Annotated in this window: 14 protein-coding genes; 5 read left to right on the top strand and 9 right to left on the bottom strand. The window is 63.8% G+C overall.

What is annotated here, in order from left to right:
- Window positions 1-47 precede the first annotated feature (47 nt).
- From IEY49_RS02725 to IEY49_RS02710, 4 genes are read right to left on the bottom strand one after another with little or no spacing between them, the layout of a single operon-like run.
- On the bottom strand, window positions 48-824 hold the full coding sequence (locus IEY49_RS02725; RefSeq protein WP_189004344.1) for a phosphoadenylyl-sulfate reductase: 777 nt from the start codon (window positions 822-824) through the stop codon (window positions 48-50).
- Window positions 821-1366: an adenylyl-sulfate kinase gene (gene cysC, locus IEY49_RS02720; protein ID WP_189004342.1), complete on the bottom strand. Its 546-nt coding sequence runs from the start codon at window positions 1364-1366 to the stop codon at window positions 821-823. Before cysC ends, IEY49_RS02725 begins: the two co-directional genes overlap by 4 nt.
- Window positions 1363-2934, bottom strand: a complete 1572-nt coding sequence (locus tag IEY49_RS02715; protein ID WP_189004340.1) for a nitrite/sulfite reductase — start codon at window positions 2932-2934, stop codon at window positions 1363-1365. Before IEY49_RS02715 ends, cysC begins: the two co-directional genes overlap by 4 nt.
- Window positions 2935-2966: 32 nt before the next feature.
- Window positions 2967-3428: a DUF4395 domain-containing protein gene (locus tag IEY49_RS02710; RefSeq protein WP_189004338.1), complete on the bottom strand. Its 462-nt coding sequence runs from the start codon at window positions 3426-3428 to the stop codon at window positions 2967-2969.
- A 399-nt stretch (window positions 3429-3827) separates the two neighbouring features.
- On the opposite strand from IEY49_RS02710, the gene IEY49_RS02705 reads away from it, so the two are divergent.
- From IEY49_RS02705 to IEY49_RS02685, 5 genes are all read left to right on the top strand, one after another.
- On the top strand, window positions 3828-3965 hold the full coding sequence (locus IEY49_RS02705) for a hypothetical protein (protein WP_189004336.1): 138 nt from the start codon (window positions 3828-3830) through the stop codon (window positions 3963-3965).
- Window positions 3966-4303: 338 nt separating this feature from the next.
- A complete protein-coding gene (locus IEY49_RS02700; protein ID WP_189004334.1) occupies window positions 4304-4852 on the top strand; it encodes a phosphoribosyltransferase family protein in 549 nt (182 codons plus the stop codon).
- 149 nt (window positions 4853-5001) lie between these two features.
- Window positions 5002-5532, top strand: coding sequence for a phosphoribosyltransferase family protein (locus IEY49_RS02695; protein WP_189004332.1), 531 nt, complete (start codon window positions 5002-5004; stop codon window positions 5530-5532).
- Between the two features lie 58 nt (window positions 5533-5590).
- Window positions 5591-6463 carry a UbiA family prenyltransferase gene (locus IEY49_RS02690; protein WP_189004330.1) on the top strand — a complete coding sequence of 291 codons (873 nt, stop codon included), beginning with the start codon at window positions 5591-5593 and terminating at the stop codon, window positions 6461-6463.
- The gene (locus IEY49_RS02685) at window positions 6460-7824 is read left to right on the top strand and encodes a phytoene desaturase family protein (RefSeq protein WP_229780613.1); all 1365 of its coding nucleotides are present in this window, start codon (window positions 6460-6462) and stop codon (window positions 7822-7824) included. The genes IEY49_RS02690 and IEY49_RS02685 overlap by 4 nt, the downstream gene beginning before the upstream one ends.
- 255 nt (window positions 7825-8079) lie before the next feature.
- On the opposite strand, the gene IEY49_RS02680 is transcribed toward IEY49_RS02685, so the two are convergent.
- The 5 genes from IEY49_RS02680 to IEY49_RS02660 all read right to left on the bottom strand — a co-directional run bounded on the left by IEY49_RS02680 (window position 8080) and on the right by IEY49_RS02660 (window position 13868).
- Complete coding sequence (locus tag IEY49_RS02680) at window positions 8080-9831, bottom strand: S8 family serine peptidase (protein ID WP_189004328.1); 1752 nt, start codon at window positions 9829-9831, stop codon at window positions 8080-8082.
- A gap of 361 nt (window positions 9832-10192) precedes the next feature.
- Window positions 10193-11764 (bottom strand): L-glutamate gamma-semialdehyde dehydrogenase, encoded by a 1572-nt coding sequence (gene pruA, locus IEY49_RS02675; protein ID WP_189004327.1) that lies wholly within the window; start codon window positions 11762-11764, stop codon window positions 10193-10195.
- 62 nt (window positions 11765-11826) lie between these two features.
- Window positions 11827-12759 carry a proline dehydrogenase family protein gene (locus IEY49_RS02670; RefSeq protein ID WP_189004325.1) on the bottom strand — a complete coding sequence of 311 codons (933 nt, stop codon included), beginning with the start codon at window positions 12757-12759 and terminating at the stop codon, window positions 11827-11829.
- Window positions 12756-13418, bottom strand: a complete 663-nt coding sequence (locus tag IEY49_RS02665; protein ID WP_189004323.1) for a GntR family transcriptional regulator — start codon at window positions 13416-13418, stop codon at window positions 12756-12758. The genes IEY49_RS02670 and IEY49_RS02665 overlap by 4 nt, the downstream gene beginning before the upstream one ends.
- Before the next feature lie 219 nt (window positions 13419-13637).
- Window positions 13638-13868 (bottom strand): hypothetical protein, encoded by a 231-nt coding sequence (locus IEY49_RS02660; protein WP_189004321.1) that lies wholly within the window; start codon window positions 13866-13868, stop codon window positions 13638-13640.
- Window positions 13869-13921 lie beyond the last annotated feature (53 nt).

The following is a 13921-nucleotide window of genomic DNA, read 5'->3' as shown; positions in this document are numbered from 1 at the left end:
TCGTGGATAAAACAACTCAACAATTGGAGGTAAAAAAAGGGCGGTCCTTAGAGGGCGTTGCCGCCGGCCCACAGGCCACATTCAGTCTTGCCCTTACCAGCCCAGCGGCCCGCGCGGGCGTCCTCTCCGGGGCGCACGGCGCGCGTACAGGTCCAGCAGCCCACGCTCAGGAAGCCGTCCCAGTACAGCGGGTTGACCGGCAGGTCGTGTTCCTGGGCATAGGCTTCAAGGCGCTCACGGGTCCAGTGGGCCAGCGGGTTGACCTTCACGCGCACACCGGTCTCGACAAAGGGAATGTCGGCGCGCGTGGTCGCCTGGTCACGGCTGCGCGCATTGAGCAGCGCCGAAGGCGCTTTCTGACGCAGGTACCCCTGCAGCGGCGCCACTTTACGGGTCGCGCAGCAGGCGTCGGGGTCGCTGGCGTACAGGTCCGCCGGGGTCTGGCCGTCTTCGGGGTGTGCGCCGGCATTCAGGGTGATGAAGGTGAGGTCCGGGTAGCGCGAGGCGAGGCGGTCACGGGTCTGAAGGGTCTCGGGGAAATGGTAGCCGGTATCTACAAAGACCACTTCACCCCGGTACCCGGCCTTCACGGCCAAGTCCAGCAGCACCACTCCGTTGAGGTTGAAGGCGCTGGGCATCAGCAGATCCGGGTGGACTGCCAGCGCCCAGCGGATGACGTCCAGCGCATCGGTTTCCGGGCCAAAGGCCGGTGCACTGCGGTCAGCCACACCGCTCTCGGCGCGCGGCGCACGGGGCTCGGTGGTCAGAGGCGCGCCACCCTGCTCAGGCGTACGGATCTCGGGCCGATCGTTGATAGCGGTCATGCATCTACCCCCAGATGATCCAGCAGTTGCTTCACGCCGTCATGCACGCTGATCCGGTCGGTATGCAGATGCAGATCCGGGTTCTCGGGCGCTTCGTACGGATCGCTGACCCCCGTGAAGTGTGCGATCTCGCCAGCCAGGGCTTTCAGGTACAGGCCCTTGACGTCGCGTTCGGTCACCACTTCCAGTGGGGCGTCCACGAAGACTTCGGTGGGGTTGGGCAGACTGGCCAGCACCTCGCGGCGGGTCTCGGCGTACGGGCTGATCGCGCTGACCAGCACTGTGACGCCGTGTTTGGCCAACAGGCCAGCCACGAAGGCGATGCGGCGCACGTTGGTGTCGCGGTCAGCCTTGGTAAAGCCCAGGCCCTTGCTGAGGTTCTCGCGTACGGCGTCGCCGTCAAGCAGCTCGACCTGCTCGCCGCGGTTGATCAGCTCCTCGTACAGGGCACTGGCCAGGGTGCTTTTGCCGGCACCGGAGAGGCCGGTGAACCACACGACGCGGCCGGTCCCTACCGTTTCACGCGGCAGGGTCGCGGTCATACGCTCACCAGTTCCTTGGGCCCCAGCACGGCGTCGGGCGTGAAGCGCTCGTGGCCCACACGGTCGGCGTATTCCACAAAGCTCTCCTCAGGCAGCTTGTTGGCGCTGAAATCCGTCAGTACGGCTTCCGTGTACTCGTTGAGGCGCTCGGCGTGCACTGCACCCTTGAGCTTGGTGCCGGTGCGCTGCGCCTGGCCAATGCTGCCGGCCAGGTGAACGTTGTAGACCTCGTGCACGGTGCCGTCGGGGTCGGTTTTGTTGGCGCCCATGAAGCCCAGGTCCGCCACCTGATAGCGGGTGCAGGCGTTGCTGCAGCCGGTCAGGTTGATGGTGAACGGCACGTCCAGTTCCAGGAACTTCGGCTCCAGGTGGTCCACCAGATTGGCGGTGCGCGCCTTGGTCTCGGTCAGCGCCAGACGGCAGAACTGGGTGCCGGTGCAGGCAATCGTGGTGCCGCGCAGCGTGGTTTTGGGGGCCAGGGCGATGGTGTCGAGCTCAGCGGTCAGCTCGGCCAGATCCTCGGTGCGCACGTGCGGGATCACCATGTTCTGAAACGCGGTGGTGCGCAGCACGCCACGGCCGAAGCGCTCGGCCAGCTCGGCCAGTTTGCGGGCCTTGAGGGGGTCGATGCGGCCCACGGTGGTCGCCACGACCACGTAGTTCAGACCATCGGCCTGGGGATTGACACCCAGCACATCATTGCCGCCAAAGCGGGCGACCGGCGCGGCGGGACCGTCCTGCAGCTTGCGGCCCAGGTAGTCGTTCTCGACGATCTCACGGAACTTCTCCACGCCCAGGTCCTTGATCAAAAACTTCAGGCGGCTCTTCTTGCGGTTCTGGCGGTAACCGTGGTCGCGGTACGCGCCTGCAATCGCCTGCCCGACCTCCACGACTTCCTCGGGGCGGATGAACACACCCAGGCGCTTGGCAAGGTGCGCCACGGCTCCCAGGCCGCCGCCCACCCACACGTCGAACCCGATCTCGCCGTTCACGCGGTGCGCCAGGAAACCGATGTCGTTGATCATGTGGATGCCTTCAAGTTCAGGCACGGCCGTAATACTCATCTTGAACTTGCGCGGCAGGTCCTGAAAGTCAGGGTTGCCGGTCAGGGTGCCTTCCATGGCCAGGGCAATGGGACGGATGTCCATGATTTCGCGGGCGTCCAGGCCGGCCAGCGGCGAGGCGATCACGGCGCGCACGGTATCGCCGCAGGCTCCCTTCGGGTGCAGGCCCAGCGGTTCAAGGCGCTCGAAGATCTGGGGGATCTTGTCGATGGTCAGCCAGTGGAACTGGAAGGCCTGACGGTCGGTGACGTCCAGAAAGCCGCGCCCGTACTCCTCAGCGATGTTGGCCACCTCGCGCAGGGTGGCGCTGGAGAACTCGGCGGTGGGTACGCGCACGCGCATCATCAGGAACCCGTCTTCCTGGGGGCGCTGCGGGTACACGCCCGCCCACTTCAGCAGATCGATACGCTCGGGGTCGATAAAGCCCTGGGCGGCGTACTCCGGAATCAGGTCGAAGATCTGGAACGGCGGAATTTCTTTCTTCAGGGCTTCAATGTCACTCATGGTTGGGTCCTCAGAGGTAGAGATGGTTCTGGTCAGCGTCGCAGCAGGGCGAAACGCATTCGGCGGTACTGGAAATACATCAGACAGCCCATACAGATTTTCCTGGAGAGGTTCAGTGTGGCCAGGGCTATAACCAGCAGGCCAAGCACGCTGCCTGCGGCGGTCAGGCCCCAAAGGGTCAGCATGGCCGAGGCCAGCAGGCAGGCGCCGCCCACACCCTGGGCAAAGTGGTGAGCGCGGGGATCTTCCTCGACCACTTCAGGCTTCAGGCCGAACCTGGGACCCAGTGCCTGATAAGCGGCGCGCAGGGGAGAGAGCTCCGGGCACAGCGCGCCGGTCAGCATGGCGGCGCTCAGCACGAGGGTCAAGACCGGCAGCATCAACGTGATGGCCAGCAGGGTCACCACCACCACGGCGAGCTGATTGAATTTCAGCGCACTGAGGTCGGTGCGGGTGAAACCGCGCACGGCTGTGGTGGAGGGCAAAACGGTCATCAACCGACAGAGTAAGGCCTAATAAGATACAAAACAACTCAACTTATCCATTTGTGTAGATGGCTGCATAGTCGGCGTGAGGCTGCGGGAACCGTGTGGGCCTGTTCCAGGAGGGCTTTTGCGGGTCTGTGGCAATGGCGCGGGTTTCGTCCGTTTACCTTCGATGAAGGCCCGCCGTGACGCGTTATTGCACGAGCAACAACATGGACTCAGATCGTCACCCCAAAGCTGACCGCACTGACCAGGACCACCTGCGACCGCGCGCTCCATCCATCCCCGTGGACGGCGAAAGGGAGTTAAGGTCACGTGCGGTCGACCGTTGTCAGTTCGTCAGAGAAGCGGAGTGCTGCGCCTGCCCGGTCCTCCCGGCGCGTCGGCAGGTCCGCTGTCCTGGGGGCTTTGGCCCTGACTGTGCTGCTCAGCGGTGGCCCGGCCCCGACCTCTGGCCGGACGCAGGACGCCGGCAAGCGGTTTGCCCGGATCTTCACTGCAGCCCTGAAAGCTTCCAGGGTCGCCACCGTCGAGCAGAGCACCTAGAGGCGTGGGCTGTCCAGCAGCACCCAGACCCTGCGCGTCGCGCTGGGCAGCGTAGGAGAATCCCGCGTGAGGCTCACGGCGTTGGCTGGCGGCCTATACGAGCTGATTCAGGGTGGAATGCTCAGGCAGAGCCGCAGTCAGCTCAGTGTCGGACTTCGGCTCAGGGGTGGCTACCTGAATTTCAGTGGCTGCAGTCTGGCGGAGTTCTGAGGTCTGACGCGACCCACTGACATGCCCGGAGCGCATATGGGAGGCTCGGCACTGGCAGCATGAATGTTCTGAACGCTGGAATTGGCACGGGGAGTGCCGGTTCGGGCAGATGGTCTACACTCTGGCTCGTGAGAACGCATAAGGTTCAGGTGGGCCCGGTCACCCGTGAATTGCCCATCGTGGAAGTCGCTCCAGGGGTTAGCGTCGCCCTGTTCAACATGCTGGGTGACACCGAGGTCACCGAGGCGGCCGGCGCCGAACTGGCCCGGATGCTGCCCGCTGGGGTCGACGTGCTGGTGACTCCTGAGGTCAAGGCCCTGTCGCTGGCCCACGTGATCAGCCGGGAAAGCGGCAAGCCGTACATCGTGATCCGTAAGACCCAGAAGCCCTACATGGTGGAACCGGTCGCACGCGAGGTGGTCAGTATCACCACCGGTAAACCGCAACTGCTGGTGCTGGACGGTTTTGACGTATCCAAGATCCGCGGCCACAAGGTGGCCATTGTCGATGACGTGGTTTCCAGTGGCGGCACGCTGCATTCGCTGCGGCAGATCATCGAGGAAGTCGGTGGGGAGGTCGCGGCTGTCATTGCCGTCTTTACCGAGGGGCAGGAGCGTCCTGAAGTCACTGCGTTGGGCCATCTGCCGCTGTTTCCCAGTGAGGCTGAGCGGAGCTGATCGGTTGACAGAGCGCCTGATCTGAATTCTTGCAGACCGCTGGAGCCGTGTGCCCCGGCGGTTGTGGTCTCCGTTCAGTGGCTGAGGATTGGCCGTTCCAGGCGCCCAGACTGGTCGTGGGTTTTCACAAATGCTCTAGGCTGGCTGGTATGGATTCTCTCATGGTGACCATTGGTGGCGTCAGCCGTACCCTGCCCACTGTCCGCACGGGCAATCTGGGCCGAGTGCCGCTGGTGGAGTTTGTAGGTGACAGTGAATTCACGAACGCCGTAGCGCAGGAGATGCTGCGTCTGATTCCTGATGGCTCCGAGGTCCTGCTGACGGTGGTCACCAACGCGCTTCCGCTGACGCATGAAATCAGTGACCGCAGTGGCCTGCCGTACGTGTGCGTGCGCAAGAAACGCCGCACCTATATGCAAGATCCCCTGATTCAGGACGTGCCCAGCATGACCCTGGGTGTTTCCGAGACCCTGTGGCTCGATGGACCGCATGCTGCCCGCCTGAAGGGAAAGCGCGTGGCTATCGTGCAGGACGTGATCGCCTCTGGCGGTACGGCTCAGGCCCTGACCCGCTTCGTGGAACGTGCCGGGGGCAGTGTCAGCGGCTATCTTGCCGCCTTCCGTCAGGGCGAGACGACGCTGCCGGTCCAGTACCTGCAGGAACTTCCCCGCAGTCTGTAAGAAGGACTGATCCGGACCTAGAACAGGTGCAGGCCCCGTACAATGCCCCACTGACGCTGTGCCGAACCCTGCCCCACTTCCTCTCTTGCCTTTCCACCGGTTGCTGACCGTTTCGCGTCCAGCGCTGTGGATCAATACCGTGGGCACGCTGGCCACTGGCCTGTGGCTGACCGGCCACCTCTACCGGCTGGATGCCAGCCTGCTGGCCCTGCTGGTGTATCTGACCCTGCCCTTCAACCTGCTGATCTACGGCCTGAACGACCTGTCCGACCGCGAGGAGGACGCGCGGTCAAGCCGTAAGGGAGGGTGGCAGGGCGCGCGCCTGACGCCGGCCGAGGTCAGCCCCCTCCTGTGCTCCACGCTGCTGCTGAATGCGCCCTTCCTGGTGGGTCTTGCGCTGCTGCTGCCGCTAAAGGCAATGTTGCTGCTGCTGGGTTCGGCCGGGCTGTTCGCGGCTTACAGTCTTCCGCCTCTGCGCCTGAAGACGCGGCCCGTGCTGGACGGTCTGAGTAACGTGTCCTATGCGTTACCGCTGGCTCTGCCGGCGCTGGTCCTGGGTGCCCAGGGAACCGGGGCACCGCTGCTGGCCCTGATGGCCTATTCGGTTGGCAAGCACGCCTTTGACGCTGCTCAGGACATTCCTGCTGACCGTTCGGCGGGCACTCATACGGTGGCCACCACGCTGGGGGTCCGCGGGACCGCCCGGTATGCCCTGGTGTGGTTCCTGCTGGCCGGCGTCTGCCTGTGGCCGGTCAGCCGCCTGACCGCCCTGGCGCTGTGGCTGACCTGTACGGGGATGGCTCTTGCACTGCATACGCGGCCCACGTCTCAGCGGGCCTCCGAGCTGTATCCGCTGAGCATCGTGACCCCCTGGATCGTGGGTGCGGTGGCGGGGGTGCAACTGGTCGCCCGGCTGGTGCGGGGGGGCTGAAGGTGGCTGGAGCGATCAGAGACATCGGGGTGCTGGGGGGCGGCATCGCTGGTCTGGCACTGTCAGCCCTGCTGGCTGCGCGTGGACATCAGGTCACGGTCTACGAGCGCGACCGTGCAGGCGGAAAGCTCAGACGGATCCAGCTGGGTGGGCTGACCTTCGACACGGGACCCAGTCTGTTCACCTTTCCGGAGGTCTGGCAGGCCTATCTGGCCCGGCTGCAGGAAGCGGACCCTCTGAGGCTTACGCGCCTGCCGGGCGGTCTCGGGATCCACCACACCCCCTTCGGAGCCTTGCCTCTGCCGGTCCCCCCGGACCATCCGCTTTACGAGGCCTGGCAACAATATATGCGGGCTGCTGCGCCACTTCGTTCACACCTGACTGCCCTGCTCACCACGCCTCCCCGGCTGCGTGACCCGGCCTTCCGGGCAGCCAGCGGTGGGCTGTTCCGGGCCACCGCGCCTCACCTCACTGCCCGGTACTGGCTGCGGGCCCGGGCTCTGCCAGCTGCTCTGACGCACGCGCTGGGCACCCACGCCCTGAATGCCGGCCTTGCTCCGCAGGACGCCCCGGCCCTCTACGCCCTGATTCCTGCCCTGGTGGGGGATGACGTGTTCCGCCCCGCTGCTGGCATGGGTGCCCTGCTCGATCACCTGATTGCTTTCGGGCAGGCGCGGGGCGTCCGATTACGCGAGGACACGGCGGTCGTAAGTGTCAAGGGGCCAACCGCCACGCTGGATGGGGGAGAGACCGCTCACCACGACCTTCTGATCAGTGCCCTGGACCCGGCACGACTGACCGCGCTCCAGAGCAAACGTAAACGGTCTCCGGTCGCGCGGCGTACGGTCAGCGGCCTCGCGCTGGATGCCGCGTTGCCGGCTCCGGCGCCCTGGCCGGCCACCAATGTGCTGCCTCCTTCGGATTTCGGGGTGTTCCGCAGGGCAGTGCAGGCCGGAGTTCTGCCTCCGGACACGCTGTGTCTCGTGCATGCCGATGGTCCCCGGCTGGGGGTCCTGCTCACCACGCCAGCCACAGGCGAGAACCTTGATCCCGGGCATCCGTGGGTGCAGGCCCAGCTTTCCCGGGTGGGGCGCACGCTGGGGACGCCTGAAGTCCTGAACTCCGTCCTGGACATGGCCGCTCTGCCTCCAGCCCATTTCGCGCTGGGAGGGCATCCGGGCGGCGCCCTGTACGGGGCTGCCCTGCCTCCCTGGCGCGGCGGCCCGCTGCATCCTCAGCCCTACCGCCTGAGTGACAACCTCTGGCAGGTGGGCACCGGTGTTCATCCTGGCGGTGGGCTGCCGGCCATTCTGGGCGGCGTTCTGATGGTGGACCAGTTGTTGAGAGAACGGAGTATCTGAGACCGATGCTGAATAGATCGTGTGGCGCGCTGACTTTCTGTCCCGAGCGGATGCAAGGAGCGAAATTCAGGACTCCGTTTAGTTTAGGGGCATTCCAGCGCAGTCCAGGAGGGTGCTGGAATGAAGGGGTGCCCGGGTGAGTAGGGGCTGTCGAAAGCCGAGGACGACAGGTCATAGGGTCTTCGTCTCTGGTCACCCTTGGAGACAAAGAGAAGGGCCGTCTGCACGATGCAGACGGCCCTTGGTCCTGAAAGCTTACTGGCCGGTGATGGCCTTGAGGGGGTCCACCAGGCCGTGGCCGTAGTTGTCGTCCCTGCCGACCGTGCCCAGGTCCTTGGCAGTGCTGGTCAGCTGGGTCAGCAGACTGCTGTTGCTCAGGGTCGGCTTGGCGGCCCAGACCACCGCGGCAGCGGCGCTGACGTGGGGCGTGGCCATGCTGGTGCCGTTGTAGTACTCGTAGTCGGCGGAAGTCACGGCAACCGATCCACTGGTGGGGGTCAGTTTGACCAGGTTCTGTCCGTCAGCCTGCAGGATGCCCACGACGGGAATGCTGTAGCTGTTGGTCAGGCTCATGCCCAGGGGGCCAGTGGTGTTGTTGTAGATCATGACGCCCGTGGCACCGCTGGCGGCTGCGTTGGCGACCTTCTCTTCGAAGGAGCAGTTACCGCGCGAGATCAGCGCGATGTTTCCGCTGAGTGCGGCGTTACGGGTGGACGTTCCACAGAACTCGTTGGCGCCGGCCGTACCGGTCCCGTCGCCGGCCTTGACCACGGTGCCCGAGACGGTGCCCTTACCGCTCAGGTCTGCCGACTGTACTTCCTTGAAAGTCACCCCAGCACCCGAGGCACTGGCCCGAGAGCCCTGGCCCACCGGCACGCTGCTCAACACGTCCACTCCAGGGCCGACCAGATCCACCTGGGCACCAAAATTGCTGAAGTCAGCTTTGGCGAGGTCACTATTCACGGCGCCCACGCCAACCACGTAGTTATACGCGGCTGGGTAAGAGACTGCAGCGCCGTCGTTGCCGGTGGCGGCCACGGTCAGCACACCCTTGTTGTAAACGTCAGTGTAGGCGCGCTGCTCGGTCTTGCTGGCGCGGCCTCCGCCCAGCGAAAGGCTGATCACAACTTTGTCCTGGGTGCCGCCCTGGCTCTTGAGCTGACTGGCGCACCACTTCACGCCGTTGATGATGCCGCTGCTGCTGCCGGAGCCGTCGTCGCCCAGGACACGGGCAATAAAGAGGTTGATTCCGGTGGCCACGCCCACCACGCCGTTGGGGTCCATGCCGTCCTGCTGACCACCGGCGCCGGTGCCCGCCCCATACTGGGCGAAGACGGTTCCGGCCACGTGCGTGCCGTGGTGCGACACGTCGTTGAGCTTATAGGCGTCATCGCGGTTGAGCTCGCCGGTGAAGTTTTTGTACCCTGCGATCTTCTTCTGGAACTCGGGGTGGTTGCCGTCGATGCCTGTGTCACCGACACACACGGCCACGCCGGCGCCGGTGTAGTTGGCAGTCCGCAGGTCCGCCACACGCAGGGCGTTGTCACCCCAGGTGAATTCGCCACTCGGGCTGTAGAGTGCCTGAGCACGCAGACCCTGGCTGCTCAGCCCGGCTTTAGGCGCAGCGTCCGTCGTGCCACTGCGGCTGCCCATGGCACGGCGCACCAGATCGGGCTCCACGTACTCGACCAGTGAGTTTCCCTGCAACTTCGCGAGTGCCGCGGGGCTGAGCTTAACGGCTGCCGCACTGATTTCCGCCCACTGGCTGGTCATGACGCCGCCGGCAGCGGCGATCGCCTGAGCCTGGATGGCCGCCTGCTCCGAGAGGCTCTGGGCACTCAGCGCACCCTGCTTGAAACCGACCAGATAAGCGCCGCTGATGGCCTCATCGCTTGTGCCGGGGACAAGGGCCACCGGGCTGGTGCCGGGGAGACTGGCGGTCTGCTGTCCACAGGCGGCAAGGCTCAGGGCGAGGGTGGCAGCCAGCAGGGTACGAGTGTGCTTCATTGGAATCCTCCAGAGGAATTCAGGCGGCTAGCCGGCGCCCTGCCCCTGCGACAACAGAAAGGAAAGACGCGACCAGATAAGGCTGCGGAAAATCAAATTAAGCGGGAACGTATTTGGAAGCTGAAGGGGATAGTAATGTCAACCCCTGACGAACGGTTGCTCCTGCCTAGACAGGAGTGGACCAAGTCCAAAAGAGCAATAATATGTAAACCAGATCAGGCTTTTTAACTTCAGTTGGAAAGGAAATGCCTCAATAATGCAAAGTCACGGTGTCGAGCCCGGTACGCTAAATGCTTTGGGGCATTATCAGAAAGTAATGGAGCCGGGCATGAAAGCCCGGCCCCATGGTCGAATCAGTGGTTTACCAGCGCTCAGTCACCGTCTTCAGCTGCATGAAGTTGGCCAGGTAGTCTGGCCCGCCCGCCTTGCTGTCGGTGCCGCTCATGTTGTAGCCGCCGAAGGGCTGCACCCCCACGATGGCGCCGGTGATCTTGCGGTTGAAGTACAGGTTGCCGACCTCGAATTCGGCGCGGGCCTGCTCTAAGCGCTCGCGGGAGCCGCTGCACACACCTCCGGTCAGGCCATACTCCGTGGAGTTGGCGATGTCCAGTGCGTCCTGCCAGTCACGGGCGCGCAGCACTGTCACGACCGGCCCGAAGATCTCTTCCTGCGCCAGGCGCGAGTCGCGCTTCACATCGCCCACGATGGTCGCGTCGATGTAATAGCCTTTCTTTCCTCCATGCTCGCCAGGAGCGCCGCCGCCAAGCAGCACCTGACCTTCCTCAGGAGCCAGGTCCAGGTAGCTCTTGATCTTGTTGAACGACATCTCGTTCACGACAGCTGTGACATTGGCGTTGTCTTCTCCAGTGCCGACCTTCAGGGCCTGAGCGCGCTCCACGAACTGGCTGACCACCCTGTCGTACACACTGTCCACCACGATCAGGCGGCTCATGGCGCTGCACTTCTGACCGTTGAACCCGAAGGCTCCCTGCACCGCCGCTGTCACTGCATTGTCCAGATCGGCCGTTTCGTCGATGATCAGCGCGTCCTTGCCGCCAAGTTCCATGACCACGCGCTTGATCCACTTCTGGCCGGGCTGCACCTTGGCCGCCACCTCGTTGATGTGCAAGCCCACCGCGCGGCTGCCGGTAAAGGTGATGAAGCGCGTCCTGGCATGGTTTACGAGGTACTCGCCGATTTCCTTACCGACGCCCGGCAGGAACTGCAGAACACCCGCGGGCAGCCCGGCCTCAAACATGATGTCCGAGACGAAACCGGCGATCAGACCGGCGTCCTCAGCGGGTTTGGCGATCACGCAGTTGCCCGCCACGATGGGCGCTGCCAGCATGCCCAGGTAGATGGCGCAGGGGAAGTTCCAGGGGCTGATGCTGACGCCCACCCCCAGCGGAATGGACATCAGTCCGTTTTCCTCACCTTCAAACCAGGTGGTCTCGGAACTGCCGAAGCCCGAGTACTTCATGGCGCTGCGGGCGTAGTACTCCAGAAAGTCAATCGCTTCGGCGACTTCGACATCGGCCTCAGCATAATTTTTGCCGACCTCGATGCTCATCAGGGCGCAGGCCTCCATGCGCCGGCGCTTGAGGATGGCCGAGGCCTTGAGCAGGATGCGGGCGCGGGCGTCCATGTCCCACTTCTTCCAGGATTCGAAGGCCTTCCAGGCCCCCTGCAGGGCACGCTCGGCGTCTTCGATGGTCGCCTTGGCAGTCGTGCCCACGACTTCCGAGGTGTCGCAGGGATTGAGGCTGGTCAGCTTCTCGGCAGTGTCCACATGCTCGCCGTCGATGACCAGCGGGTAGTGCTTGCCCAGCAGCTCGGCGCGCACTTTTTTCACAGCTGCCTGATAGGCCTGAACATTTTCTTCCTTGGTGAAATCAACAAAGGATTGGGGGCGGTAGTCCTGAACTTTGATCATGGGGTAACTCCTGAAGGGTAGGAATGGGAACGTGAATGATCCGAGGGGCGAGCGGCCGCTGGTCAGCCTTTGAGCATGCCCCGCACCACGAACATGGCGTTGCGCGGCGTTTCGGCGATGCGGCGGCTGAAGTACGCGTACCAGTCGCGGCCGTAGGGGATGTAGGCACGCACGCGGTAGCCTTCCTGCGCCAGGGATTTTTGCAGGTCGCGCCGGATGCCATACAGCATCTGAAACTCGAAGGCGTCCTTCGAAATGCCGTGCGCGAGCACGAAATGTTTGACGTCGTGAATGATGCTCTCGTCGTGGGTGGCGACGTTGGTGTAGCTGCCGGCTCCCAGATGGGCGTAGACCAGACGGCGGTAAGCGGCGTCCACGTCGGCCTTGTCCATGAAGGCCACCGTCTCGGGCTCCAGGTAGGCACCCTTGACGATACGCAGGTTGGGACGCAGGTCGCCCAGGCTGTCACGGTCTGCCTCCGTGCGGTAGAGGTAGCTCTGCAGGACCGTGCCTACATGCTGCCCACCGAACTCTCCGGTCAGCTGACGGAACTGTGCCAGGGTCTGGTCTACCCGGGGATGGTCCTCCATATCCAGGCAGACGAATCCACCGTATCCCCTGGCCTTACCGACAATGCGCCGGGCATTGGTCAGGCCCAGATCTTCTCCACCGACTGTCTTGCCCTGGCCGACGCTGGACAGCTTGATGCTGACGTACGGGATGATCCCTTCAGCGTGCGCGGCGTCCAGCAGGTCCAGAACATTCTGTGCGAACTGGTTGCACTGTTCGGGTGACTCGATGAATTCGCCCAGCAGGTCGAGGTTGCCCAGAATGCCCTCGGCCTGCAGTTCCTTGACCGCTTTCAGGGCGCTGGGAATGTTTTCCCCGGCCACGAAGCGCTGCGCCAGGCCCCAGCCACGGGCGCGGACGAGGTTCTCGACAGGTTTGCGCTCCGCAACGGTCAGGACGGCTTTACGGTACAGCTGATCAATCATTTGGGTTCTCCCAGGTCTTGCAGGACCAGTCTGGCGAAGGTTCGGACGTGCGCTCGGGCCGCTTCGCGGGCCGCGTCGGCGTCCCGGTCAAGCACCGCACGCAGGATTGCCGCATGCTGGGCGTCGGTCTGGGGATGAGCGTTATAGGTCCGCGTCTGGTGTTTGATCAGTGCGACGCGCTGCTCAAGGTCGCGGGCCAGGTCGCTCAGCGCTGCATTGTGGGCCGCCAGTGTGACCACCCGGTGAAAGGCGAGGTCCAGCCGGGTCTGCTCGCGGTAATCGGTCTCCGGAGCGGCATTCAGATCATCCAGCGCAGCATTCAGGGCAGTCACGTCTGCCGGTGTGTGATGCACAGCTGCCAGAGAGGCCGCCAGACCATCCAGTTCCTCGCGGATCACATAGGTGTCCCGCGCCTCAGTAGCACTGATGGTCCGCACGCGTACGCCACGGTTTGCCTCGGCCACCAGCAGACCGTCCTGGGTCAGGCGCATCAGGGCTTCGCGGATAGGGGTCCGCGAGACGCCCAGTCGCTCTCCGAGCTCCGCTTCACCAATCCGCTCTCCTGGAGCAATTTCGCCGTCCAGTACCGCCCGGCGCAGAAAACCGTAGACGCCATCCCGGACCAGAGCGGGCCGCTGAAAGGAGGCGTCGGAGGTCATTATGGATATTGTATACAATATTCGGCAGCAGGTAAATGAATCTTCACGGTAGATAAGTACACAGATGCACACGGGTATGGGGTGCAGGCCTTCAGTGCCTGGAGAGAACTGGTTCAGGTGGCAGAAATTCACCCCAGCCGACGGATGGAACGCTAAAAACAGACGGACAAGGCTCCGTCTGTTTCCACCATGCATTGAATTTATGCGGTGTCGTGCTGGTTACCGACCAGCGTCCCTGGCTTTCTTTTCACTGGCAGCTTCGTGGAGTTCAGCTTTGCCATGGTCCACCATGGCCTTGCCTTTCTCCACAGTGCGTTCCACGGGATGGTCACTGGTCTCGGCCTTGAACTCATGGCCCTCGGCACGTGAGCGGTCAGCCATCTCGTTGACCTTGTGCTTGGCAGAATCCACAGCTTCGCCCAGGCGTTCGCCTATTCCTTTCTTCGTCATAGAGGACCTCCATCACACAGCGTAGACGCCCCGGATTTAAACCAGATGCCAAC

The sequence above is a fragment of the Deinococcus malanensis genome, assembly GCF_014647655.1.
In the GTDB taxonomy this organism is placed as follows: domain Bacteria; phylum Deinococcota; class Deinococci; order Deinococcales; family Deinococcaceae; genus Deinococcus; species Deinococcus malanensis.
Note: the sequence above shows the minus strand (reverse complement) of the source record. Positions and strands in the feature narration are given on the sequence as shown.

What these genes read in the sequence shown, in the direction of transcription:
- IEY49_RS02725 (WP_189004344.1), bottom strand. Translation starts at nt 824, where the DNA reads ATGACCGCTATCAACGATCGGCCCGAGATCCGTACGCCTGAGCAGGGT.
- IEY49_RS02660 (WP_189004321.1), bottom strand. Translation starts at nt 13,868, where the DNA reads ATGACGAAGAAAGGAATAGGCGAACGCCTGGGCGAAGCTGTGGATTCT.
- pruA (WP_189004327.1), bottom strand. Translation starts at nt 11,764, where the DNA reads ATGATCAAAGTTCAGGACTACCGCCCCCAATCCTTTGTTGATTTCACC.
- IEY49_RS02665 (WP_189004323.1), bottom strand. Translation starts at nt 13,418, where the DNA reads ATGACCTCCGACGCCTCCTTTCAGCGGCCCGCTCTGGTCCGGGATGGC.
- cysC (WP_189004342.1), bottom strand. Translation starts at nt 1,366, where the DNA reads ATGACCGCGACCCTGCCGCGTGAAACGGTAGGGACCGGCCGCGTCGTG.
- IEY49_RS02680 (WP_189004328.1), bottom strand. Translation starts at nt 9,831, where the DNA reads ATGAAGCACACTCGTACCCTGCTGGCTGCCACCCTCGCCCTGAGCCTT.
- IEY49_RS02710 (WP_189004338.1), bottom strand. Translation starts at nt 3,428, where the DNA reads ATGACCGTTTTGCCCTCCACCACAGCCGTGCGCGGTTTCACCCGCACC.
- IEY49_RS02670 (WP_189004325.1), bottom strand. Translation starts at nt 12,759, where the DNA reads ATGATTGATCAGCTGTACCGTAAAGCCGTCCTGACCGTTGCGGAGCGC.
- IEY49_RS02695 (WP_189004332.1), top strand. Translation starts at nt 5,002, where the DNA reads ATGGATTCTCTCATGGTGACCATTGGTGGCGTCAGCCGTACCCTGCCC.
- IEY49_RS02715 (WP_189004340.1), bottom strand. Translation starts at nt 2,934, where the DNA reads ATGAGTGACATTGAAGCCCTGAAGAAAGAAATTCCGCCGTTCCAGATC.